We start from the raw sequence: 23,803 nt of genomic DNA, 5'->3' as shown, positions 1-23,803 counted from the left end.
GTGCGTACCTCGCCCTAAGCCCTACCCCGGCCCTTGATCACCACCTTGGCTTCGAGCCCGGACCGAAATCACACCACACAGAGGCATTCGTCTCGAATTTGCCATTGAAGCTTCCGACGATGCTCTTTTGCCAAGGCTTGCCAGGGGCCAATCAAGACCATGCCCCGCCCGGGTCAGCGCACAGCGAAACAGCGACACAGCAACGAGCTCAGGGTCGTTATCCAACACAGAGGGCGCGACACGGCGCGTTCGCTCGCCAGGCGCGAAAACGTCCTCTCAATTGGCTTCGTAACCATTGAAATATCAATAGGTTAATACTTCCCCAGCCAACCATTCCCTTCCCAGATTCTGAAAATCCTTTTGGGGGCGGTGAGGGTAACAACTCCATCGGCTCGTGAATCACCCCAGGTCGAATGGGGCATTCCCCGCATTCCGTCTATCCCATGCTTTCGCAAACAATGCGCACTCAAATGGAGGAGCAGCTTTCACAAACCAAGCATCCGTGCAGGCTGGAAACAATCTTCGACAATGCATCAACGTGTTAGACATGCAAGACATTCTCAATTCATACACAGCATAAGCAGCCCCATAGAAGTATGGCACGATAAAACAAGTCGTATACAATAAAACAAATTAAATATTTAAACACTATACAGGAACGACCATGCACATAACACGTGGCACAGTGCACAAACAGTCAGACACCCACTCTGCCTCCATACAATCCTACACCCTGGGACCAGCCATTCGCATGCAATGGCTTCCACTCGCGCTAGGGATTGTTGTTCTCGCTCTGTGCTATAGTCAAATAATACCGTCTATGGTCCGAGATTGGTATTTTGACGACAATGCTTCTCACGGGTTCTTCATTCCTTTGATCTCCTTGTATATCGTATGGATGCGACGATCCGAGCTGGCAACAAGCCCTGTCGACTCCAGCAAGATCGGCCTGTTTCTGATCGCTGCCTCGGTGATCATGCTTGTGGCGGGTTGGCTGGCCTTCGAACTTTTTACCATGCGATTGTCGCTCGTGATTGCGCTGTGCGGTTGTGTTCTCTATTGGTTCGGCAAAAGGGTATTCTCTCTGCTGGCCTCAGCGCTGCTCTTTCTTGTGTACATGATTCCTCTTCCGGCAATTGTGTACAATGCTGTCGCCTTCCCTTTGAAGCTCTTCGTCAGCTGGCTTTCCGTCGGCATCCTCCAAGCCATGGGGATGATGGTCGTACGTGAAGGAAACATCATCATGTTTCCCAACATCACTCTGGAGGTCGTGGACGCGTGCAGCGGCCTGCGCTCCCTCACCGCGCTTTTCGCCCTGTCGACAGCCTATGCCTTGATCCTCATCCGGTCTCCCCGGCATCGCATCATACTGGTGGCCTCCACTCTTCCCATCGCTGTCGGCGCCAACGTCCTGCGCGTCACCGTCACGGGAGTCCTGGCCCGTAAATTTGGAGCCGCGGCGGCTGAAGGCTTTTTTCATGAGTTCACCGGCTTAGTCACTTTCGTTTTGGCTTTGGCCGCCTTGGCCGGCCTGCATCAGGTATTAAGGAGGTTCAAGTGAGAATTCACTGGCTCCGATTTGTATTCGTTTACAGTCTGTTCTTGGCCGCATATGGGTACATGACCCTGCACAAAGAAAAGATACAGCCCCTACCCAGACCGCTTTCAGAATTTCCTGCACAGCTTGGTGACTGGCATTCTGCCAATGCTGAATACTTTAACCAAGAATTGTTGTCTGTTCTTCGTCCAAGCGACTATCTCTATCGCCACTATCTAGGTCCTGACGGGAAAACAATTGACCTCTACGTTGGCTACCACGACGGGGCACAAGGGGCAGGACCGATCCATTCCCCTAAAAACTGTCTGCCGGGGAACGGCTGGCTGGAAATTTCCTCACACACCCAGGAGATGGAGATTGGCAAGAACCATATACATCTGACGAAGGCGCTGTATCGACAGGAAGATCAGCAGAGACTGTTCTTGTATTGGTTCATGGTCCGTGGTCGAACCCTCTCCACCGAGATCGGACTCAAACTGGCTGAAATCGCCAATTCTGTCCAAAATGGACAACGCGGAGCTTGCTTCGTGCGCGTATCCCTGCCCATAGAGGAGGATTCGACCGAAGCTGTGTTCGCAGCCGAATCATTCCTCAAACAGCTGTACCCGATCCTTCACACCTTCATATCCTCATAGACAAGGCGGAATGCCATGCAAACCATTCTTGTCGCCCTCTCCAGCATTTTCGGATTGCTTGTGTGCATGATGGTCCTGTTTAGGCGTCAATTCACCTGGCCCGATACGCTCCTGCTTCTCGCCCTGACGGGATTGATCGTCACCGAACTCCTGAACTTGCCAGCCGTCGGCTCTCTCGCCGCCCCCCTGACCTTGGAACGCTGGAGTCTTGCGTCCCAGGGACTGGCCGTGTGGGCTCTGGCAGGTTTCAGTCTGGCCTATGCCAGGATCAGCCGGCCCCATTCCATGTCCTGGTTGAAGGCGCTCTTCCTCTCCTCCTGCGGCCTCTTGCTTCTGATCCCGCTGACCATGCCCGCGCAAGCCCTGTTCTCGCCCCCCCTGCGCCAGACCCCTTGGATCATTCCCCTGACGAAATTGGGGTTCTACCACCATCTGGGCCTTCTTATCGCCGTTCTCTGGTGCCTGTTCAATCTGGAAGCGACATTGGTCAATGCCACGCATGTCAAACGCTGGCGCATCAAGTTTTTCGTGCTGGGCCTCATGGCCATTCTCACCGCCCAATTCCTGGTCGTCAGTCAGGAACTGCTCTACAGCGCGCTGGATCTCTCCCAAAGCCCGACGCGCGGGATCGGCGTTCTCTTGGGAGTCGTTCTCATGGGGTATTCACTGGCGACCAGAGGCGGAGAACAAAAAATCATATTTTCTCACCGCCTGGCATACAAGTCCCTGGTCATTTTCGCAGCGGGCATCTATCTCATCAGCATTGGCCTGATAGGTCAGGCCGGACAACATTTCGGATTTATCAATAAATCAGCGATCATCTCTGGATTATCCCTTTTCGGGGGGATATTCCTCGCCGCAATATTTCTCTCTGAAACATTACAGCGCAATATCAAGCTGTTCATAAGCAAGCACTTTTACAAAGACAAATACGATTACCGCTTGCAATGGCTGAATTTCATCCATCGCCTGGCTGAAACGCACCAGGCTCAGGACCTCTATCAAGCCGTCCTCCTCCAATTTTGCGAAAGCCTGGGCATGGGGCAAGCAGCCTTGTACCTGCGAAATGCCAAAACCGGCGACTTCGATCCGGTCCATCAGTGGGCGATGGCCAATGCCGATACCGTGCTTCCGTCGAATCATCCTCTGTGCCGACCCCAAACGTCCCCAAAATTCGTGGCGGACCTGCGCCATGCAGCGACGTTCCCTCCCGCGCCCCCGGCCAGTTTTTGCATCGCCCTTCCGCGTGGACAGGTCCTGGAAGGATTGATTCTCATCGCGCATCCGTTCAACGCCGAAGAGGTGTACGACGAAGAGGACTTCGAACTCATGGAGGCTCTGGCCCATCAGGCGGCCTCCGCCATCATCAATATGCATCTGGCCGATGCCTTGGCCGCTGCGCGGGAAATGGAAGCCCTGGGCAAGGTTTCGGCCTTTGTTCTTCATGACCTCAAAAATCTCGTCCATGCGCTGTCCATCCTGGTGGAAAACGCCAAGACCTACATCCAGGAACCGGAATTCCAGCGGGATCTGTTCGAAACCTTGGACAACACCGTGGCCAAGATGACCTCGCTCATCCGCAAGCTACGGGAAATCCCTCCAAGCGAATCCTTGAGGCGCGAAGCGGTGGATCTCTTGGAATTCACCCAGGAGTCCCTGCGAATCGCTCCCCAGGGCACCCTGCGGGTGCATGGCGACAGCGTACCCGCCACAATTGATCGCACTGAAATGTCCAAAGTCCTTATCAATCTCTTCCATAATGCCCAGGAGGCGTGTCAGGGGAAATACCCCGTGATGGTTGAGGTCGGCCGACAGGGACAACCCTATATCAAAATCAGCGATTCCGGATGTGGAATGGATGATGAATTCATAAACAAACATCTGTTTGTTCCTTTCAATACCACAAAGAAGGATGGAATGGGCATCGGACTCTACCAAAGCAAACAGATTGTCGAAGCCCATGGTGGGCATCTCGTGGTGGAAAGCCATCCAGGCCAGGGATCCACCTTCACGGTCCTGTTGCCTGAAAGCCACCACTCCTAGCGGCAGGGGTCGAAGACATGGCACACATCCTCATTGTTGACGACAACAACGAGATCCGGCAGCAGCTCAAATGGGGGCTTTCCAACTCCCCCTATGTCTTGCATTTCGCCAGGGATGCCAAGGAAGCCATGGAAATCTTCCACTCGGTCAAGCCGGGAGTGGTTGCTCTTGACCTGGGGTTGCCGCCTCGCTCCGAAGACGCGTCACAGGGAGTGAGCTGTTTGGAAAAAATGATCGCGGAAAGGCCTTCCTCGAAAATCATCGTCATCACGGGATTCGACGGCGAGGCCAACGCCCGAAAGGCCATCGAACTCGGCGCTTACGACTTCTTCCGCAAACCCGTTGACATCGGGGAACTCAGGGTCATGATCCGACGGGCCTTCCATCGTCTGGAGATCGAAGGCTCCGCACCACCGCCCCGCCGCAACCAAGCCCGCGGGCCCAAACCCGTCCACGGCATTGTCGGCGGCTGTGAAGCCATGGGTGAAATATTTGCTTTCATCAACAAGGTGGCGGCCTCGGATGCGCCTGTTCTCATTTACGGCGAGTCCGGCACGGGGAAGGAACTGGTGGCCAAGGCCATCCACGAGGCAAGTTCCCGGCGGGAGCAAGCGTTGGTATCCATCAACTGCGGGGCCATTCCTGAAAATCTGCTCGAATCCGAATTTTTCGGCCACGAGCGCGGGGCCTTCACCGGGGCGACCAGCACGGTGCGGGGCAAAGTGGAATATGCCGAGAACGGCACGCTGTTTCTGGACGAAATCGGAGAATTGCCTTTGAATCTGCAGGTGAAACTGCTTCGCTTCCTGCAAGACATGAGCATTCAAAGAGTCGGCGGACGCAAGACCATCGAAATCAACGTTCGCGTCCTGGCTGCCACCAATGTAAACATTCATGAAGCCATGCGCCTCGGGCAATTTCGTGAGGATTTATATTATCGTATTGGCGTGGTCAGCATCCAGTTGCCGCCGCTGCGCGACCGGGGTGAGGACGTCGTGTTGTTGGCCAATCACTTCCTGGATATCCACGGCCGCCAACTCCCCAAAAAAATCCTGGGGTTTTCACCCCAGGCCTTGGACGCCATTCGAAATTATCCCTGGCCGGGCAATGTTCGTGAACTGGAAAACAAGGTCCGGCGCGCGGTGATCCTGACCGAGCAACCGTACATCGCTCCTGCCTGCCTCGGATTCGGAGACGAGTTCCCGGCGGCGGGCATCGTCAATGCCAACAAGACGCTCCGGGACGCGAGAACCCAGTTGGAGCGGCAGATGCTGGCCCAAGCCCTGCGGCGCTTCGAAGGAAACATCGTCAAGGCCTCGGAGTCTCTTGGGGTGAGTCGGCCAACCTTTTACGATCTCTTGCGCAAGCACGATATCGATCCGAAAGCCTTCAGCAATCGGTAACATCCCGGCATAGCGGCCAATGGGCCTCCTCGGAAGCCAGGCTTGTCCAGGCCCAGGCGCTGGAGCGCGTGGGCAAGGCCATGGGCCGCGGGCTATCGGCGCGGCAGACCCGCATTCCAGCTTCCTTCATTATGCAAGGATGTTGCACAGTACGCCCTTCATGAACGCAGCCGAAGGTTGACAAAGTTTTCAGCCGCAATGTTGGCGTTCTTTACAACTCCACAGGCCAAGTCCCGACAATTCAATAAAATATCCTGACGTTTCTTTATGTTACGGCATGGCACGCAACATGCTAATACACTGTCAGTGCTGAGGAGTTCATCGCAACAACTTAATCGATGGAGGAAGACACAATGTTACGCAACAGTATTCTCGGACTGCTTCTTGCCTTTGCTCTTGTCGCCAGCACCGCGCTGGTTTCTTCTGCGGCCGACAGCCTCGACCTCAACGCCACGCAGTCATTGGGTCACGGCGGCGACGGCTGGGGTCACGGCGGTGGTGGCGGCGGTGGCGGTGGTGGTGGCGGCGGCGGTTGCGATCCTGGCGCGACCCCCGAACCGGCGACCATGCTGCTCCTCGGCTCCGGTCTGCTCGGAATGGTGGCTTACAGAAAGCGTATGCGCGCTTAACCGCCCAGCCCAGACTTTTCGCGCGCAGGATCGATATCGATCCTGCGCGCGCTTTTTTTTTCGCCGCACGACACTGCAGGGTGCTGCTTGAGCCGATGTCCGCCGCCTGGAAGGCAAGATCAACCCGGTTGTCGGGTCTTGTTTCCATCGAGCCGATTTTCCATGGCCCAGGCGAGCACCTTCACCAGCTTGTTCAAGGACACGGGTTTGGCGAGGTATTTATCCATGCCGGCCTTGAGGAACCGTTCCTGGTCGCCGACCAGGGCGTGGGCGGTCAGGGCCACGATGGGAATCGTCGAGGACACCCCGGGGGGCGGCGTTTGCCGGATGATCTTTGTGGCCTCCTCCCCGTCCAGTTGCGGCATCTGCACGTCCATGAACACCAGATCGAAAGCGCCATGAGCCAGCTTCTCGAGGACCTCCTTGCCGTTGGCCGCCTCCCCCACGACATGGCCCAGGTCTTCCAGGGACACTCGAAGATACAACCGGTTGATGGGATCGTCCTCGGCCACCAGGATCCGAAGGGAGTCCGAGGGATGTTCCGTCGGCCTTGCCGGGGCCTTTTCGGCCGGCTCGGCAGCTTCGACCGCATGGAAGGAAGCCGTGAAGAAAAAGGAGCTCCCGGCGCCCGGCCGACTCTCCAGCCAGAGGCGCCCGCCCATGAACTCCACCAGCCGTTTGGATATGGCGAGCCCCAGCCCCATGCCGCCATAGTGCCGGGAGAAGCTGCCATCGACCTGGACGAAACTCTCGAAGATGGCTTCCTGCTTGTCCGGGGCAATGCCGATGCCCGTGTCCTCCACGGCGAACTGGAGCATCACCCCGGCCGAGTCAGCCTGGCCGGGGGCTTCCATGACCGCCACCCGGACCGTGATAGAGCCTTGATCGGTGAACTTCACGGCATTGCCCACCAGGTTGGTGAGCACCTGCCCGAGCCGGGTCTGATCGCCGACCAAATGTTCCGGAACCGCGGGGGAGACGTCCATGGAAACGGCGAGGCCCTTGGACTTCGCACTGGAGGCGAACAGTGCCAACGTCGCTTCCAGGGCCGGGCGAACCGCGAAGGGGGCGGGCAAGAGCACCAGCCGTCCTGTTTCGATTCGGGTCAGATCGAGGATGTCGTTGATGATGGCGAGGAGCTGTCGACCGGATTCACTGGCCAGGAGCAGATACTCCGCGGCGCTTTTGCCAAGGCCGCCTTCCCGGCGGACCAGATCGATCATGCCGAGCATGCCGGCCAGGGGGGTGCGCAGTTCGTGGCTCATATTGGCCAAAAAATCGCTTTTGGCCCGGCTGGCCGCCTCGGCATCCAGCTTGGCCCGCATCAGGTCCTCCCGATCCCGATTGCGTTGGCTGATGTCCACCAGGACCGTCAGGCAGGTGGTTTCGCCTCCGGGCCCGGGCTGGTCCGTGCTCACGGCTTGCAGGTCAGTATGGGGTTCAACGGAGCGGAGGGTCAGCTCGCATTCCTGTCGGCCGCCGCTTTTGAAGACCTTGGCAAGGTGGGAGTACCAGATCGGCTGGGAGTCCTTTGCCAGAAACGGGAAAAAGGGGCTTCCGACTATGCGGGATCGCTGTGAGCCCAACATGGCGCAAACCGTGAGGTTGGCGTCGGACACGAGTCCATGCCGGGTCGTCGTCATATAGCCTACCGGGGCGAAATCATAGAGCTGGACATACTTGTCGCGCAGGATCTCCATGTGGTCCCGGGCCTCCCGCAGCTCCTGGTTCTGCTGCTCCAGCTCGATCTTGTGCACGTCGAGATTATGGCGCAGGCACCGGACATCATCGGCCTGGCCGACCCGCTGGGCCGTCTCGAGGTGAGCGCGGAGTTGGTCGTCCCAAAAAGGGTTCACCAGCACCGCCGAGGCCCCGGAATCGAGGGCAAGATCCATGGCGGAGGCTTCCATGGCCTGGACCACCAGGACGATGGTCGCGGCCGAGGCCGCCCGGATGGTCCGGCAGGCCGCCGAGGGATCGGCGACGCCGAGACTGCCGCCCCCCAGGAGCACGACCTGCGGGTGCAGCTGCCCGGCGAGGCGTGCCGCCTCCTCGGCCGTGGCGGCTGTTGCGGCCACGGTGTAGCCCAGGTCCTTGAGCCGGTCCTCCATCTCCAGGAGCAAAGCCGGAGCCCCTGCCAGCAGAATGTCGCGCGTCGCCATAATGCCAGTAAACCTTCAAGACCAAAGGTTGCGTTGAGAATTGCTACCCGGAACCTTCCTTGGCAAACGTAAGCAGGATATTGGCGCTCTCCTCGCCCTCGACCGCAATCAGACGCACATCGACCCGCAACGCCCCTGTGCCGAATCCCGCCACATCGTGCTCCACGACGACGTTCTCCGTCACGGGCCGCCCCTGCCGGGCATTTTTCAGCGCCTCGCGCAGGTCCGGGACATCCCATATGCCGTTTCCCACTTCAAAAAGAAACTGGCCGACGATTTCTCGCGGCGTGGTCTGAAACCCCATGCAATAGGCATGGTTGGCCATGGTCACGCGCAGTATCCCGTCCAGGACGAGAAGCGGGGTTTGCATGACGTTCATGATGCCGCCGAGCAGGCCCAGGGCCTGCGCGCCCCGCTTTTCGGTCATTTTGAGCTTGGTGATGTCGTTGAAGGTCAAAACCAGGCCTTCGATGACATTGTCCACCGTACGGTAGGGCAGGATGCGCATCTGGTACCAGGCCCCGTCCTTGGCCCAGACTTCGAACTCCTTGGAACGCAGGGTTTCCAGCACCTGCCGGGCGTCATCCACCATGGACACGTAGTTGAGGTTGGTGGCGATGTGGCTCACCGGCCGGCCCACATCGGAGTGGATGAGGTTTAAAATCCGCTGGGTGGCCGGAGTGAAACGCTTGATGTTGAGGTCCGCGTCCAGGAACAGGGTGGCGATGTCCGTACCCGAGAGCAGATTGGACATGTCGTTGTTGACATGGGAGAGCTCGTCGATCTTGCTTTGCAGTTCCGAATTGAGGGTGACCTGCTCCTCATTTATGGATTGCATTTCTTCCTTGGCCGTCTCCACCTCCTCGTTGGTGCTTTGCAATTCTTCGTTGGAGCTTTGCAGCTCCTCGTTCATGGATTTGAGCTCCTCGGTGGTGGTGGCGTACTCCTCGGACACGGTCCGGAGGTTCTCCCGCATGGCCTGGAGTTCCAATTCCAATTCCTGGACGTATCGGCTCTTTTGTCCGCCCCCCTCGGTCAGCTCGGCCTTTTTCCTGCACCTGGGCTTGTCCACATCGGCGAAGGAGACCAAAAGCAGACTCTGGCCATTGGGCGCGGTGGTCACGAAGTGGACGGTCAGCTGGGCGTGCTGGATTCCGCCGTCGATCTTGACGGCCAGGTGGCGCAGCGACACGTCCTTTTTCGTAGAGGCGGCCAGGCCCACGGCTGCGGTCAGGTCGGCCTTGATGCCCTCCCTGGCCATGGTGAAGATGTTGGCGGCGGGCTTTCCCGGGGCCAGTTCCAGGTATTTGCCGGTCCTTCCGTGGATGTAGAGGATCTCGCCGGATTGGGTGGCCAAGACGGCGGCCGGAGTGCACTTCTCCAGAATGAAGCGCTCGGCGATGATCCTGGGGTTCGGGGCGGGCGCCTGGCCGGGCTCGACGTCGTTGCCGGCCTGATCGGCCGTATCGGCCCGGGAGAAGGCGAATGGGGTGGACCGGGAATACAGGCCGTGAGACACGTGGGAGACCTTGCGCAGGTAAATGCGCCACTTTTTGTCCTGCTCGTGAAACAAGTCCGTCAAGTTGCCCAAACTCTCCGAAGTGCCCAAAAACAGGAGGCCGCCTTCCACCAGGGCGTAGTGGAACAAGGCCAGCACCCGTTTCTGGGCGGGCATCTTCAGATAGATGAGAAGGTTGCGGCAACAGATCACGTCGAGCCGTGAAAAGGGCGGGTCCTGCAGGACGTTTTGCACCGAGAAGACGATCATCTCCCGGATTTCCGAACGGATCTTGTAGCCCGCGTCAGTCCTGGAAAAAAAACGCGACAGCCGTTCCTCGGGCACGTCCGAGGCGATGTTCAGGGGATAGGTTCCCTGTCGGGCGCCCTCGATGCTGTGGCCGTCAAGGTCCGTGGCGTAGATTTGGATGGCGAATTCCCGCCCGGTTTCCAGGAGGGCCTCCTTGGCCAGCATTGCCAGGGAATAGGCCTCCTCGCCGCTGGAGCAGCCCGGGACCCAGAAGCGCAAAAGCTTTTTCACCGCAGGCTGAGCTCTGATGTAGTTGACCAGTTCCTGCTTGAAGGCCTGGAACGCCTCGGCATCCCGGAAAAAAGTGCTGACCCCGATGAGCAGGTCGCGAAACAGCTCCTGGACTTCCTTGGGATTCTCCTTGAGGAACTTGGCATAATCCGGGAGTCGGCGAATCTGCTGGAGGTCCATGCGCCGTTTGATCCGGCGGTTCACGGTTTTGTGTTTGTAGGGCGAGAAGTCGTTGCCGGTGTTCGTGCGCAGGATAAGGAGGACCTTTTCCAGGTCGCTCTGGGGCGTCTCCTCGCCCTGGGCGGCGCCCCTTCGGGAAGTCGTGGCGGCCCGTTTCATGTATTGAATGATCTGGGCGGGCATCTTTTCCGGCGGCAGGATGAAATCCGCCACCCCGGCTTGGGCGGCGCTGGCGGGCATGACGTTGAATTCGGCATTGGCCGGGTCCTGGACGATGACCAGTCCGCCCAGTCCCTTGACCGCCTTGGCCCCCAAGGTGCCGTCCGTGTCCGCGCCGGAGAGCACCACCGCGCCGGCCTGTTCCTTGAGGTCCTCGGCCAGGCTGCGGAAGAAGAAATCGATGGGCAGCCGCTCGCGCTGGCTCGGCTCCTCCTTGAAGAGTTGGATACGGCCGTTGAAAACGCCCATGAGACGCCCGGCAGGGGGCACGAGCAGCCGGTCCGGCTCGATGCGCATGCCGTCGTGGATTTTCACCACGTTCACGGCGGCGTGGGACTTGAGGAGCGGGATGAGGATGTCGTCTTTGGCCAGGGGCGAGCGGTGCTGGGCCAGGATGAAGGCGATGCCGGTCCTGGCTGGCAGATTCTTGAGGAAACTGGTCAACGCGGCCAGGCCGCCGGCCGAGGCGCCGATGCCCACCACCGGGACGGCTCTCGTTTGCCCCGATGCCCTGGCGGCCTCCTGCTCCTCCTTCCCTCGCTTGGCTTGGTCCTCGGACAGGCACTGGGCATCGTCGGGGGAAGGCTCTTGCGGATCGGGCCTTGCGGTGACAACCCTGGACGTGGGGCGAGCCTTGGGAATTCGTTCCTTTTCAGCGTCTCCGTGGAGGGGGGCGGGCTGGTCTTGCTCGTTGCCGGGGGCCATACGGGTATCCTTTCTCATACTCCCTAACGATAGAACAGATTCCTAGCTATTACAAGAAATTCGCCCCCTCGTAACGCAAATACGCAGCGGCGAAGGGATGCGCGGCTGGCAATGCCATCCCGCAACAATCCTGTCCGCAGGGCGGTCCAGGTTTACAGCGCGGCCGTCGCCAAGGCGTGCGGGCTCGCGTGCCCGAGAAACCGTATTCACTCCAGCCGGAAATGATTTTATGAAGTCCAAAACGAGACGGAAAGAATTGTAAAAGACCGTCGAAAAAATGAGAGTCATTTGCTCTTTTCGGAGCTATGCTGAAAACAATCCCAAACCCAAGACACCATGCCGCAGGAAGCGGAGGGCTTGCATCATGAAGGTTCTTCTCATTTATCCAGTTTATCCAGACACTTTCTGGAGCTTCAAACATATTTTGCCGTTTATTTCCCGCAAAGCGGCCTTCCCGCCGCTGGGGCTGCTGACGGTTGCCGCCATGCTGCCGACGCAGTGGGAGAAGCGACTCGTCGACGTCAACGTCGCTCCCCTTCGGGACGAGGACCTGGCCTGGGCGGACATGGTTTTCATCAGCGCCATGCTCGTGCAGGAGGCCGGAGCCAGGGACGTCATCGCCCGAGCCCGGAACATGGGCAAACGCATCGTGGCCGGCGGCCCGGCCTTTACCGCCCAGCCCGAGCGTTTCCGGGGAGTGGACCATTTCGTGCTCAACGAAGCCGAAATCACGTTGCCGCCCTTTTTGGACGATCTCGCCCGGGGAACGCCAAAGCCCGTATATGCCTCCTCCGAAAGGCCGGACATCTCGCGCACGCCCCTGCCGCAATGGGATCTGATCGACTTTCGGGACTACGTCACCATGTCCGTGCAATACTCGCGCGGCTGCCCGTTCGATTGCGAATTCTGCGACATCGTGGTCATGAACGGCCGTCGTCCCAGGGTGAAGCCCGTCGAGCAGATGCTGCGCGAACTGGAAAGCCTGCACGACGCCGGCTGGCGCGGCCCGGTCTTTATCGTGGACGACAACTTCATCGGAAACGTCGCCTCGGTGAAGCAGTTCCTGCCCCGGCTCATCGACTGGCAGACCAGGCACGGCTATCCCTTCAAGTTCATGACCGAGGCGAGCATCAACCTGGCCCGGGACGGCGAACTGGTGCGCATGATGAGCAACGCCAATTTCCACAAGGTCTTCATCGGCATCGAAACGCCTTCCACGGACAGCCTCGAGGAATGCGGCAAGAAACAGAACGTGTCCATGGATTTTCCGGAAGCGATCAAGACCCTGCATCAAAACGGCCTGCAGGTCATGGGCGGATTCATCGTCGGGTTCGACAGCGACACGGAGGGCATCTTCGAACAGCAAATCCGCTTCATCCAGAAGATCGGCGTGGTCACGGCCATGGTCGGCATCCTCACCGCCATGCCCCAGACACGGCTCTGGCGGCGTCTGAAGGCCGAGAACCGGCTTCTCGGCGACGCCACGGGCGAAAACACGGACGCCAGCCTGAACTTCATCCCGGCCATGAACCGCGAGGCTCTGATCAACGGCTACAAACGCCTCCTGGCCACGCTCTACTCCCCGGAATACTATTATGCCCGCATCAATACCTTCCTTAAGAACTATACGCCCACGGCCCGGGGTAGGCTGGCCCGAAGCGACTTCCGGGCTTTCCTCAACAGTCTGTGGCGCATCGGCATCCTGTCCCGGGCCAGGTTCGACTATTGGAAGTTGCTTGCCAAAACGGCCCTGACCAAGCGCAAGGCCCTGCCCGTGGCCGTGGAACTGGCCATCCTCGGCCGGCACTTCCAGTTGGTCGCCAAGCGGGCCCTGTCGGCCATGGATGCCTGGGCCGACGCCCCTGAGGGCGATCCCTCGCAGACCGGATGAGCAGGCCGGGGTGAGGCGAGGCCGCAACGGTCCAAGCGCAGGAGGCGAGTCGGGAAAGAAGGCGGCACGGCAGCGTCGCGACAGCGCGCCGGGCCTCGGGAGAGCCCTCGTTGCGGGCGCACCGGAGGTCGGACCCGCAAACATGGTGAAAAACCGGCTTAAGATCGCAGCAGACTGATGAAATAAAGCCAAACCTGCGCGCAAGATCTCGGGCTCGATCAAGGAATGCCGATGAGCCTCAAAGAGTTCGGATTGAAAACTTTGGCGCGCCACGCCTTGCGCAACGACCAGAACACCGAGTTGCTGCGATCGGAACTGTACAGTCTCAAGCAGCTCAATCTCCACGCCGTCAAACTGGCCGGCCAACATGCCCTCGAGCCGCGGCCCGGGCCGGACATGCTGCTGCCCCGGCTCGCGGACAATGCCCGGGTTTTGCGGGCGGCCTATGACATCGTCACGGCCACGACCACGCCGGGGGGGCGCATCGCGCACCGCCGCGAGGAACGCGACACGGCCATCTTCTGGGCGCAGCGCATGCAGGTCACGGCTGAAAAGGAACCGAAGAAGCTTATCCTGCTGCTGGCCGAGTTCGCCAACGCCGATGTGCCGCTGACCGCGGCCTTCGTGGAGGAATTCCACGCCAGGCTCCATACCCAGGGAGCCTCCATGGCCTTCATTCAGACATGGATCGGCCAAAAACTCCTCGAACAAGGGGTGACCGCGACCCAACTTTCCGAGGCGGCCGGACGCACGGCCGCGACCAACCAGCTTTCCATCGCCAACAGCATCGGCAGCCTGCGTTTCATCGGGGCCATGGACTGGAAAAACTACGTCGAGTCCTTGAGCCTCGTCGAACAGACCTTGCGCGACGATCCCGCCGGTGTTTACGCCCTTCAGGATTTCGCCACCCGCGACCGGTACCGGCATGTCGTCGAGGATGTGGCGCGAAGCAGCGCGCGAGGCGAGCTGGCGGTAGCCCGGCAGGTCCTTTCGCTGGCGCGCGCAGCGGCGCAACGCCTGGACGCCGACGACCGCGCCGCCCATGTCGGCTACTATCTGCTCGACAAGGGACGGCCCCTGCTGGAACGGTCGGTCGATTGCCGCCTGTCGCTTGCGGCCTGGGCCGGCCGGGCGAACCGGACGGTCCGCCTTTTCCTGTACCTCGGTCCCGTCCTGCTCCTGTCCGTCGTCACGGCCGGGGTCGCGCTGGCCGTTTTCGGCGGGTTCGCGCCCGGGGACTGGCGGTACTGGCTTGTGGCGATCACAGGCCTGCTTGGCGGTTCGGCCCTGGCCGTGCCGCTGGTCAATCTGGCGGCCACCCTCGTCCTGCCGCCGCGAACCCTGCCCCGGCTGGATTTCTCGCGCGGCATCCCCGCCGAGCACCGCACCATGGCGGTCGTCCCCACCCTGCTCGGCTCTGCCCAAGACGTCGACAGCTTGGCCGGGGCCCTGGAGATCCGCTATCTCGGCAACCGCGACCCCAATCTGTTCTTCGCCCTGCTGACGGATTTTCCCGATGCGCCCGCGCGCGAACTGCCGGGCGACGCCGCCCTGCTCGCCCGGGCCAGGGCGGCGATCGAGGCGCTCAACGCCACCTACCGGGACGACCGGCCGTGCATCTTCTTCCTGTTCCACAGGCCCCGGGAGTGGAATCCCTCCGAACGGACCTGGATGGGCCACGAGCGCAAACGCGGCAAGCTGGAGCAGTTCAACGCCTTGCTGCGCGGGAAGGCCGTATCCACGTTTTCGGAGATCGCGGGCGATGCGTCCATCCTCTCTTCGATCCGCTACGTCATCACCCTGGACACCGACACGCAACTGCCCCGGGACGCGGCGCGCTCCCTTGTGGGCAACATGGCCACCCTGCTCGACCAGACCTGCAAGGCCGCCGTGTCGCGCCAGATCGGATACGGCCGGCAACGCGGCGTACCCTGGGGCATTTCCGAATTCTGCTACAACGCCGTGGACCTCACGGGCCGGGGCGGCTGGACCTGGTACACCGGGGCGGCGTCTTGGCGAAAAGACCACACAGGAAATCCAGGTGACGCTGGACGGCGTCCTGGTCGCCGAATCCCCAGGGGCGGGCGCGGGACGGGCCCGGGGCCTGATCCCCCTGGCGGACGACCGCCGGGAACATCACGTCGCGGTGGACTTGCGCTGACGGCAGCGCCGTTCCAGGCATCCAGGCCCTGTCTCAATTGTCCCGACAGGATGGACAGGACCTCACATATGCAATATATAGCAACAGTAGCCAAAGGCCATGGGGGCAATCATATGGAGATGTCCCGCAAAAACGGTTCTTTGGGAATGGCTAGCAAGAGGCTGTTATGTATGACTCATTCAAGCTGTGCTGCCGGGTGATCGCTGCTTTCGCAGTTGTTTTTCTTGTTTTTGCATCCCCCGCATATTCAATGACTCTCCCCATCCATGGCGCGGTGCTTAACAGCACCGAGACATTCACAGGCAAGGCGACTGTGCATTTTTGGGGTGACGGGAATTTGACCCTCACGACAAACAAGGGCGTGATGTGCAAGGGTGACTTCGTTCATGCCTCACAGCAAAAAGGCAGCGGCACGGTCACGTGCGAGGATGGCCGCCTGGGCACCTTCGAGTTTGTCACCGCCGGATTCTCGGGCACGGGCGCCGGAATGATCGGCCCGGAGCACTTCAATTTCCGTATCGGGAAGTAGCCGCCCAGGCGATCCTCGCGGTTCAGGTGTTTTTCCCTGAACAGGAACACCGTCTTGGGCAGTACAAGACATCAACGCAGCTGGCCAACAAGCATGGCGCAATTCCCGGGGTTCTACCGACCTTTTCTCCTGGCCATTTTTGTGGCGGCGATCAGCATCATGGCGACGCTTCTGTGGCCGTTCCGGCACGCCATGGTCCTCGCCCTGGTCCTGGCCACCCTGATGCACCCCTTGCGGGCGCGGCTGCCCCGTCCCGTACGAACGCGGCGCTTTCTCGCCGCAACGACGTTGACCCTTCTGACGATCCTGTTCGTCCTCCTTCCCCTGGCGGGCTTGGTGACCCTGCTGACCAGCGAGGCCGTCACCTTCATCCATACGGCCATTGCCTGGTTCAAGACCGGCGGGCTCGTCGAAGCCGTCGTCTGGGTCCGGGCGCGCCCCCTGCCGGACTGGGCCAAAAGCTATCTTGACGCCTCGTCCATCGATTTGCGCAAGATCGAGGTCTGGGCGTTGTCTTCCGGAGGGGACATCGGCCTTTGGTTCCTCTCGGCCGGCAAAGGGATCGCCAACATCGGGCTGCAACTGCTCGTGCTGGTCATGTTTCTGTTTTACCTTCTGGCCGAGGGGGAGCGTCTCACGGAACTGCTGCGCAAGGCGTCGCCGCTGCGGCGGGCTCAGGAAGACGCGATCATCGCACGATTCAAGGCCGTGTCCCAGGCCGTGCTCCTCGGAGGCCTGGGCACGAGCGTGGCCATCGGGGTCGTCACGGGCATCGGACTTCGGATCGCGGGGATCAGCCCCGTTCTCTGGGGGGCCGTGGCCGTCATCGCTTCGCTCATTCCCGTTGTAGGCCTCAGCCTGATCATGATTCCGGCCCTCGTTTATCTTGTCGCCACGGACTCGGTCAAAATGGCGGTTTTCCTTGCCCTGTACTGGCTCGTGGCCGTCAGTTCGGTCGACAACGTCGTGCGCCCGCTTTTCATGCGCGGCACGGCGCGCATGTCCCTGGTCTGGGTGTTCGTCTCCATCGTCGGCGGGGTGCTGATGTTCGGCCCCCTCGGGTTGTTGTACGGGCCTTTGGCGCTGAGCATCTCCTTTCTCTTCCTCGAGATCTTCTTCGATGCCCAAAACGAGACGGACGACGCGGCGTCGCCCGAAGCATAACCCACGGGGACGCTTCTCCTGGAGGAGCGCCTTGCCATGGTGAAACCGAGGGGACGGGAAGATTTCCGAAGGATGCCCGGGCCTGGGGGGGGTTGCCGGCGGCGGCCAGCGCGTCTTTTCACCGCCGGGCGGCCCCTCCCGTTCGGGATTCGGGGAGACCGCCCGCGATGTCGCCGACGGATCAGATCCGCGAATAGGTGGCGACGTCTTCCTTGAACTCCTCGACCATGGCTTCCGTCAGGGAAGGCCTGAACGAGGCAATTTCCTCGGCGATCATGTCCGTCGTCACCGGAACGTCACCCCTGGTCTCGCATTCCTTTTCAAAAGCGCGCTGGGCGACGATCTGGAAGAGATATTCGATGTCCGCCGGAGTGAATTTCGTCGTCAAGGGCACGATGCGGTCCATATCGACAATCCCGGTGTTCATCTTCTCCAAATAGTATTCCAATATGGTTCTTCTTCCGTCGTCATCCAGGGTTCCCACCGGAATGATGCAATCGAAGCGCCCGGGCCGCAGCAAGGCGACGTCGAGTTGGCGGATGTAATTGGTCGCGCACACCAGCAACACCTTGTTGGACTGGCTTTTGATAAGCGGCACCTGCTTGAGGAACTCGTTGGTGATGGACCTGTCGACCCGGTTGGCCGTGTCCCGGCTGCCGGCGAATTCCTCGAACTCGTCGATAAACAGGACGACCTCATTCAAGCCTCGTACTTTTTCCATTATTTCGCGAAGGTGCGCTCCTATCTTGTCCACTCCGTCGGTCATGAGCATGCTGGGCGCGATTTCGATGAACCACCAGGCCAGCCTTCCGGCCATGGCCTTGACGAAATGGGTCTTGCCGGTGCCGGGGGGGCCGAAAAAGATGATGGTCTTCGGCGGGATGACGCCGTGCTTGCGGGAGAGCTCCCCTTCGACCAGGGGCAGGACAATCCTTTTTTGGATCAGTTGCTTGGGTGGCTGGGTGTCGGAGATGGTGTCCCATATGTCCCGGCTGATGGTGTGCGCGCCCATCTGCACCAGAAGCTTTTCCTGGTTGTGCGTGGCGAGTTCTTCGTCCGTTCCGATGTTTTCGAGGAAGTCGTTGCAGGCGATCCTGAAACCGACATCCCGATTGAGCCGCTCGGACAGTATCCACTTGTGTCGCATGATCTTTTGCCAAATATCGGGCGCAACGTCCGCATCGAATTTGGCCCCGCTGGCCTCGAAAATCTTGCTGGCGCACACTTCGGGGGCGGGTGACTCAAATATTTGATTGTCCAAAACATCAGCTCCTTATTGCGGCATTTCCCATAAACACTGCCGCTACGCACTTGCGACGGGACGATGTGCCGCCTAGTCAAAATATCGCGGCGACAAGAGCGCAGTTGACGTTTATGTGCCTCTTGACACGATAAGGCTTGATTGAAGATTGTCACAGGATATTTTCGATTTTCCGCCTCGAACATCATGAAATAACGCCAAAATTTCTTGGTGAGAGCACGTCATGGATTTGTCCTCTCCTCGGCATCGCCTGTCCTTGGCATGGCTCCAAGCACTGCAGCGCAGTATTCCGTCTCAATTCGGCCACAAGACGAGACATCCTATTCCAACGACTTCCCATGCCCCTGCTTTGGAGCGGCCCTACCGTCGGGATTGGCGAAAAAGGGACCGAACCCTGGACGAGTCGCAAGGGCCGCCCGGGAGACGCGGCCATGGCCTTTCCGGCGGCGAGGGCCATCTTGGGCCTTCATTGCGGCCGCAAAGGCGTCCGGCCGATTGGCGGTTGGGACCGCCGACCGCGTCTGGCCGGCGTTCAGGCCGCGGGAGCGCTACAGGATGCCGGGGCGGGGCAGCACGACGGTCACCCTGGTTCCTTCGGCCTCGGAGCTGGTGAACTCGATGCGGCCGCCGTGCGCCTTGGCGATGAGCTGGGCGCTGTAGGTCCCCAGGCCCGTGCCGAACAACTTGCCGGCCGTGACATACTTCTCGAAGAACCTGCCCCGGACGGCTTCCGGCACCGCGCCGGCATTGTGGATGGCGATGCGCAACGCACCCGGCTCCGTTTGACAGGAGATTGTGACGAGCCCTTCCTTGGGCGAGGCCTCCACGGCATTTTTCACCAGATTCATGAGCATGTCTTCAAGCAGAAAAGCTTCCCCGCATAGCCATGGCTCCCCGGGCGAGCAATCCAAAGCCGTGGCCTGGAGAGCGATGCCCACATGGTTCTGCGAGGACAATACCGCCAGGGATTCTTTCACCGTGTCCAGAATCTGATAGATTTCGACAGGTTCGCTAGCGGGTGTGTATTCTCCTTTCTCCATTTGCCGCAAGGGCTCGGCGGAATTGATGAGATGGACCACCTGCCGGATGCCAAGAATGATTTGCGGAAACGCCTCCATCAGGGAGACATCGTGCGCCCCTTCCATGACCAACTGCGCCAAATTGAAAAGATTGATAAGGGGGCCTTTAATGTCGTGCTGAATGATGCGTTCGACATCCTCCCGAAACCGCTCCTCCTGCTTGCGCTCCGTGATGTCATGCACCACGATGCGGCATACGGGAGCGCCTTCGGCATCCTGGGCGATGACGGCCGCAAAGTGCGCCCAGAATTCGGTCCTGTCTTTGTGCAGCAAGCGCAACTCGTACGCGGCCGGCACAGCGGTCTCAAAGAGCTTTTTGCGTCGCTGGTAATAAAGGCCCTGATCCTCCTTGTGAATAAACCGGGTCCAAAGCTTCCCGACCAGTTCTCCCCGGGCGAGGCCGAGCATCGTTGCCACGGTGAGATTGGCCTCCAGGACCAGCCCTTGCTCGCTCACCGTGCAGTACCCGACCGGAGCGAGGTCATAGAGATCGAAATACCGGGCCCGAGCGGCGTCCAGTTCCGTCTGGGCCCGGCGCAGCTCCTCGTTTTGCATCTCCAGCTCGATCTGGTGCACGCGCAGTTCGTGCAGCGCCCGCCGCATCTCCTCGGAGGAAAAGGTTCGCTCGTTCGCCGAACCGTCTGCCCGAGCCAACGCTTCGGCTTGTCGTCGCAGCTTGTCCGTCATGTGCCGAGCCTCCCTCGGGCGATTCGTTGCGTGACCGCCATGGCATAGACGCGGCCGGTCTCGTCGACCAGGAAGCTGGCCGTGAGCCATACGGGCAGTCCGCCCGTCCATGGTCAGGCGCCGCGTCTCATAGGCCGCCTGCATGTCGCCCGCCGCCACCCGCCGCATGTTCTCCATTTCCTGCGCCTGGATATCCTCCGGAATCATGTGCCTGATGTTCATGGCCAAGGCATCGCCTTCGGCCCAGCCGAAAAGCCTCTGCGCCGAAGGATTCCAGGCCAGTATATACCCATCCAGGTTCGATACGGCAATGGCGTCCTGCGAGTCCCGGGCGATTCCCGCCAGACGGAGTTGGTCATGTGCCTCCTGCAACAGCGCATGCGACCTCTTCATCTCGGTGATGTCGACAAAGGTGAGCACCGCCCCCTCGATCACATTGTCGAGTGTGCGGTAGGGCAGGATCCGCATCGTGTACCATCTCCCTTCCGCCGTCTGTACGTCGAACTCTTTGGGGATCAGTGTCGCCAGCACCGACTGCACGTCGGCGACCAGGCTTGAATAACCCACCATGTTGGGAACCATGTGACCAACCGGCCGCCCGATATCGGTCTGCATCATGTTGATGATCCTGGTGGCGGCCGGAGTGAAACGCAGTATACACAATCGACGATCCAAGAATATCGTGGCGATGCCCGTCCCGGCGAGCAGGTTGCTTATGTCGCTATTGGCCTTCGACAGGTCGATCAGCTTTTTTTGCAGTTCTGCATTGACTGTGGCCAATTCCTTATTGACATATTGCAATTCTTCTTTGGACGTCTCGAGCTCTTCATTCGAAGATTGCAGCTCTTCGTTTATGGACTGCATTTCCTCGTTGGAGGATTTGAGTTCCTCATTGGAGGTTTCCAGTTCCTCGATGGCGGTCTGGAGATATTCTTCCTTGGCGTGCAGTTCCTGCCTGAGCGCCGCGACACCGGCATCGCTCGCCTTGACCGATTCGCATGCCCTCTCGCCAGAGTCCGGCAACACGGACTGTCGCGCCTGCTCATGGTCCAAATGCGGCGACCCCTCCAGGATGACCAGATAAAGGGGCACGTCAAGAACCTCGCCCTGGCCTGTCGTCACCGGGCACACCGTCAGGTCGACCGACGTGAAGTCGCCATTGGTTTTCACACGAAGCGCCCGGCTGCGTACGGTCTCCCGGGATGATCGGGCCTTGTGCAGGGCCGTGCTCAATTCCCGACGCAACCCTTCCCGGGCCATTTTGAGGATGTTGTTGACGCCGGCTTCCCCCGGCGCGGGCTCCAGGTATCGGCCCGTGCGCCCATGAAGGTAGAGGATGTCGCCGCGGTCGTTGACCAGCGCGCCCGACAGGCCGATCTGTCGCAACAGAGCCTGTTCGGTCAGTTCACGCAAGGGCAGTTTGGCGGGATCGGCCTCCTTGGCGACGGGCCGCGGGAGCGATGCGTCCAGGGCCAGCAGGGGGGGAAGAAACCGGCCCACGGCCAGGAGTTGTCTGCCATGCAGGTCGTCCTTGCGCCGATACAACTTCAACTTGCGATCCAGAACGCTAAAAAGGTCCCCAAAATCCCCCACCGTTTCCGAAGTCCCCAAACAGAGGAAACCGCCGGGAGCCAATGCGTAATGGAACAGGGGAATGAGTTTTTTTTGCAGTTCCCCTCCCATGTAGATGAGGAGATTGCGGCAGAGGATGCAGTCGAGTCTGGAAAAAGGAGGATTCTTGATCACGTCCTGCTCGGAAAAAACCAGCATGTCGCGGATGCTTTGGTGGATCCGATAAGCACTGCCGTCGGCCTCGGCGGCAAAAAAGCGGGCCAGCCGTTCCGGCGAGACATCGGCGGCGATGCTGGCCGGATACCGTCCGCTTCGGGCCGTGGCGATCGCCTGGCTGTCGATGTCGGTGGCAAAAACCTGCACCGCGAACCGTTGCTGCGTCGCTTCCAGATGCTCCTGCAGGAGGATGGCGATGGAATAGGCTTCTTCTCCGGTGGAGCAGCCCGCTGACCAGACGCGGACCAGCGAACCAACGGGCTTGCCGTCAAAGAGCTTCGGAACGACCTGCGTTTCAATGGCCTTGAACGCCTCGGGATCGCGGAAGAAGCTGGTCACGCCGATGAGCAGGTCACGAAAAAGCGCTTCCAGCTCTGCCGGGTTCTGCTGCAAATACCCAATATAGGCATCCAGCACGGCGATTTGATGCACGGCCATGCGCCTTTCGATGCGGCGATGAATGGTGCTCGGTTTGTATTGGGAAAAATCGTGCCCCGTTTGGGCGCGCAGCAGAATGCATATTTTCCGCAGCGCGTTTTCGGTCGTATGCGTTGGCGCGGACACCGTCTGCAGGGGCTTGCCAAAGGCATGGGCCACATAGGCGCTGATCTGGGCGGGCATTTCTGCCGGCGGCAACTCGTAGTCCACGAGGCCGGTGGCCAGGGCGCTTCGCGGCATGCCGTCGTACTCGGTCGTGGCGGGAGTCTGGGCAATGACCATGCCCCCCTCGCCCTTGATGGCCCGAACGCCCTGGGCGCCGTCGCTGCCGCTGCCCGAGAGAACGATGCCGATGGCCCGCTCGCGCAGCCCCTGGGCCAGGGAGCGAAAGAAGAAGTCGATGGGCAGGCGTTGGCCCCGCGGGGAGGCTGGTTCCATGAGCTGGAGCCTGCCGCCCAGAAAGGCCATGTCGCGATTGGGCGGAATGATATAGGCGCAGTTGGGGCGCACCTCCATCCCGTCTTCGACCTCGAAGACCTGCATGCGGGTATAGCGGCGGATGAGTTCGGTCAGCAGACTTTTGTGGTCCGGGGCCAAATGCTGCACCACGACAAAAGCCATCCCCGGGTCAGGCTCGGCAGGCATGCCGGAAAAAAAGGCTCCAAAAGCCGCCAATCCCTCGGCCGATGCGCCGATGCCCACGATGGGGAAATTCCCTCCCGTCCTCGGGGCCAAGTCCATTCCCGCCTCGTCGGTCGAGGCAGGATCTGTTTTCTTTGTCATGAAGCCATCTCCGTGCTCGATCTGCCTGCGGGAATCATGTAAAATTGTTCGCGTCTCCTATAGATAAAGCCAGCACCTGCGCTTTGTCGAGGCGAATTGGAAGCGGAGCCGGCGAATGGGAAGGCCTTCTCCTCTTCAACGAGAATGATGCATTACTATTGCATGCTGGCGCAAAACGATTCACGACATCGCCATCGGCCTGTCTATCAAAGCAGAAATCGAGGATTGTATACGGAGACACGTATACTAAAAGCCTCCGCAGCGAGCATTTCCCCCCTGACGCGAGAAAGGAACGACACATTCATTCCTCCGTTCCCCACGCTACGCGACTTGCCGCTCACCTGCCGCATCCGACGCAAGGCCGGCGTGTCGCGGACAGAAACCGTCGGAAAAGGCTTACCGATAAGCGCGCCTGCCTCCCGGAAGGCGCACCTTGTCGCGCCATCCGTC

13 protein-coding genes are annotated in these 23,803 nt (G+C 60.1%); 9 read left to right on the top strand and 4 right to left on the bottom strand.

The window, feature by feature from the left end; genetic code table 11:
• Positions 1 to 751 precede the first annotated feature (751 nt).
• The 5 genes from Q1K70_RS04540 (at position 752) to Q1K70_RS04520 (ending at position 6,268) form a co-directional block, all read left to right on the top strand.
• Positions 752 to 1,561 (top strand): exosortase/archaeosortase family protein, encoded by an 810-nt coding sequence (locus Q1K70_RS04540; protein ID WP_300156415.1) that lies wholly within the window; start codon positions 752 to 754, stop codon positions 1,559 to 1,561.
• The gene (locus Q1K70_RS04535) at positions 1,558 to 2,193 is read left to right on the top strand and encodes an exosortase C-terminal domain/associated protein EpsI (protein ID WP_300156295.1); all 636 of its coding nucleotides are present in this window, start codon (positions 1,558 to 1,560) and stop codon (positions 2,191 to 2,193) included. The genes Q1K70_RS04540 and Q1K70_RS04535 overlap by 4 nt, the downstream gene beginning before the upstream one ends.
• Positions 2,194 to 2,208: 15 nt before the next feature.
• Positions 2,209 to 4,236 (top strand): XrtA/PEP-CTERM system histidine kinase PrsK, encoded by a 2,028-nt coding sequence (prsK, locus tag Q1K70_RS04530; RefSeq protein ID WP_300156294.1) that lies wholly within the window; start codon positions 2,209 to 2,211, stop codon positions 4,234 to 4,236.
• A gap of 17 nt (positions 4,237 to 4,253) precedes the next feature.
• On the top strand, positions 4,254 to 5,639 hold the full coding sequence (gene prsR / locus Q1K70_RS04525) for a PEP-CTERM-box response regulator transcription factor (protein ID WP_300156293.1): 1,386 nt from the start codon (positions 4,254 to 4,256) through the stop codon (positions 5,637 to 5,639).
• Positions 5,640 to 5,992: 353 nt separating this feature from the next.
• Positions 5,993 to 6,268 (top strand): PEP-CTERM sorting domain-containing protein, encoded by a 276-nt coding sequence (locus Q1K70_RS04520; RefSeq protein WP_300156291.1) that lies wholly within the window; start codon positions 5,993 to 5,995, stop codon positions 6,266 to 6,268.
• A 119-nt stretch (positions 6,269 to 6,387) separates the two neighbouring features.
• Here Q1K70_RS04520 and Q1K70_RS04515 read toward each other — a convergent pair whose 3' ends face one another.
• Positions 6,388 to 8,430, bottom strand: a complete 2,043-nt coding sequence (locus Q1K70_RS04515) for a PAS domain-containing hybrid sensor histidine kinase/response regulator (protein WP_300156289.1) — start codon at positions 8,428 to 8,430, stop codon at positions 6,388 to 6,390.
• Between the two features lie 43 nt (positions 8,431 to 8,473).
• Positions 8,474 to 11,350 carry a CheR family methyltransferase gene (locus tag Q1K70_RS04510; RefSeq protein WP_300156287.1) on the bottom strand — a complete coding sequence of 959 codons (2,877 nt, stop codon included), beginning with the start codon at positions 11,348 to 11,350 and terminating at the stop codon, positions 8,474 to 8,476.
• Between the two features lie 586 nt (positions 11,351 to 11,936).
• Here Q1K70_RS04510 and Q1K70_RS04505 point away from each other — a divergent pair.
• The 4 genes from Q1K70_RS04505 to Q1K70_RS04490 all read left to right on the top strand — a co-directional run bounded on the left by Q1K70_RS04505 (position 11,937) and on the right by Q1K70_RS04490 (position 17,317).
• Positions 11,937 to 13,463 carry a B12-binding domain-containing radical SAM protein gene (locus tag Q1K70_RS04505; RefSeq protein ID WP_300156285.1) on the top strand — a complete coding sequence of 509 codons (1,527 nt, stop codon included), beginning with the start codon at positions 11,937 to 11,939 and terminating at the stop codon, positions 13,461 to 13,463.
• 231 nt (positions 13,464 to 13,694) lie between these two features.
• Positions 13,695 to 15,824, top strand: coding sequence for a hypothetical protein (locus Q1K70_RS04500; protein WP_300156283.1), 2,130 nt, complete (start codon positions 13,695 to 13,697; stop codon positions 15,822 to 15,824).
• A complete protein-coding gene (locus Q1K70_RS04495) occupies positions 15,791 to 16,153 on the top strand; it encodes a hypothetical protein (RefSeq protein ID WP_300156281.1) in 363 nt (120 codons plus the stop codon). The genes Q1K70_RS04500 and Q1K70_RS04495 overlap by 34 nt, the downstream gene beginning before the upstream one ends.
• Positions 16,154 to 16,246: 93 nt before the next feature.
• Entirely contained in the window at positions 16,247 to 17,317 is a 1,071-nt protein-coding gene (locus Q1K70_RS04490) for an AI-2E family transporter (RefSeq protein ID WP_300156279.1), read from the top strand.
• Between the two features lie 181 nt (positions 17,318 to 17,498).
• Here the strand turns inward: Q1K70_RS04490 and Q1K70_RS04485 are convergent, their stop codons facing one another.
• Positions 17,499 to 18,578, bottom strand: a complete 1,080-nt coding sequence (locus Q1K70_RS04485; protein ID WP_300156277.1) for an ATP-binding protein — start codon at positions 18,576 to 18,578, stop codon at positions 17,499 to 17,501.
• A gap of 548 nt (positions 18,579 to 19,126) precedes the next feature.
• On the bottom strand, positions 19,127 to 23,353 hold the full coding sequence (locus Q1K70_RS04480; RefSeq protein WP_300156275.1) for a chemotaxis protein CheB: 4,227 nt from the start codon (positions 23,351 to 23,353) through the stop codon (positions 19,127 to 19,129).
• Positions 23,354 to 23,803 lie beyond the last annotated feature (450 nt).

Source organism: Solidesulfovibrio sp. (assembly GCF_029978005.1).
GTDB lineage: Bacteria > Desulfobacterota > Desulfovibrionia > Desulfovibrionales > Desulfovibrionaceae > Solidesulfovibrio.
This window is presented reverse-complemented; position numbering and strand designations above follow the sequence as displayed.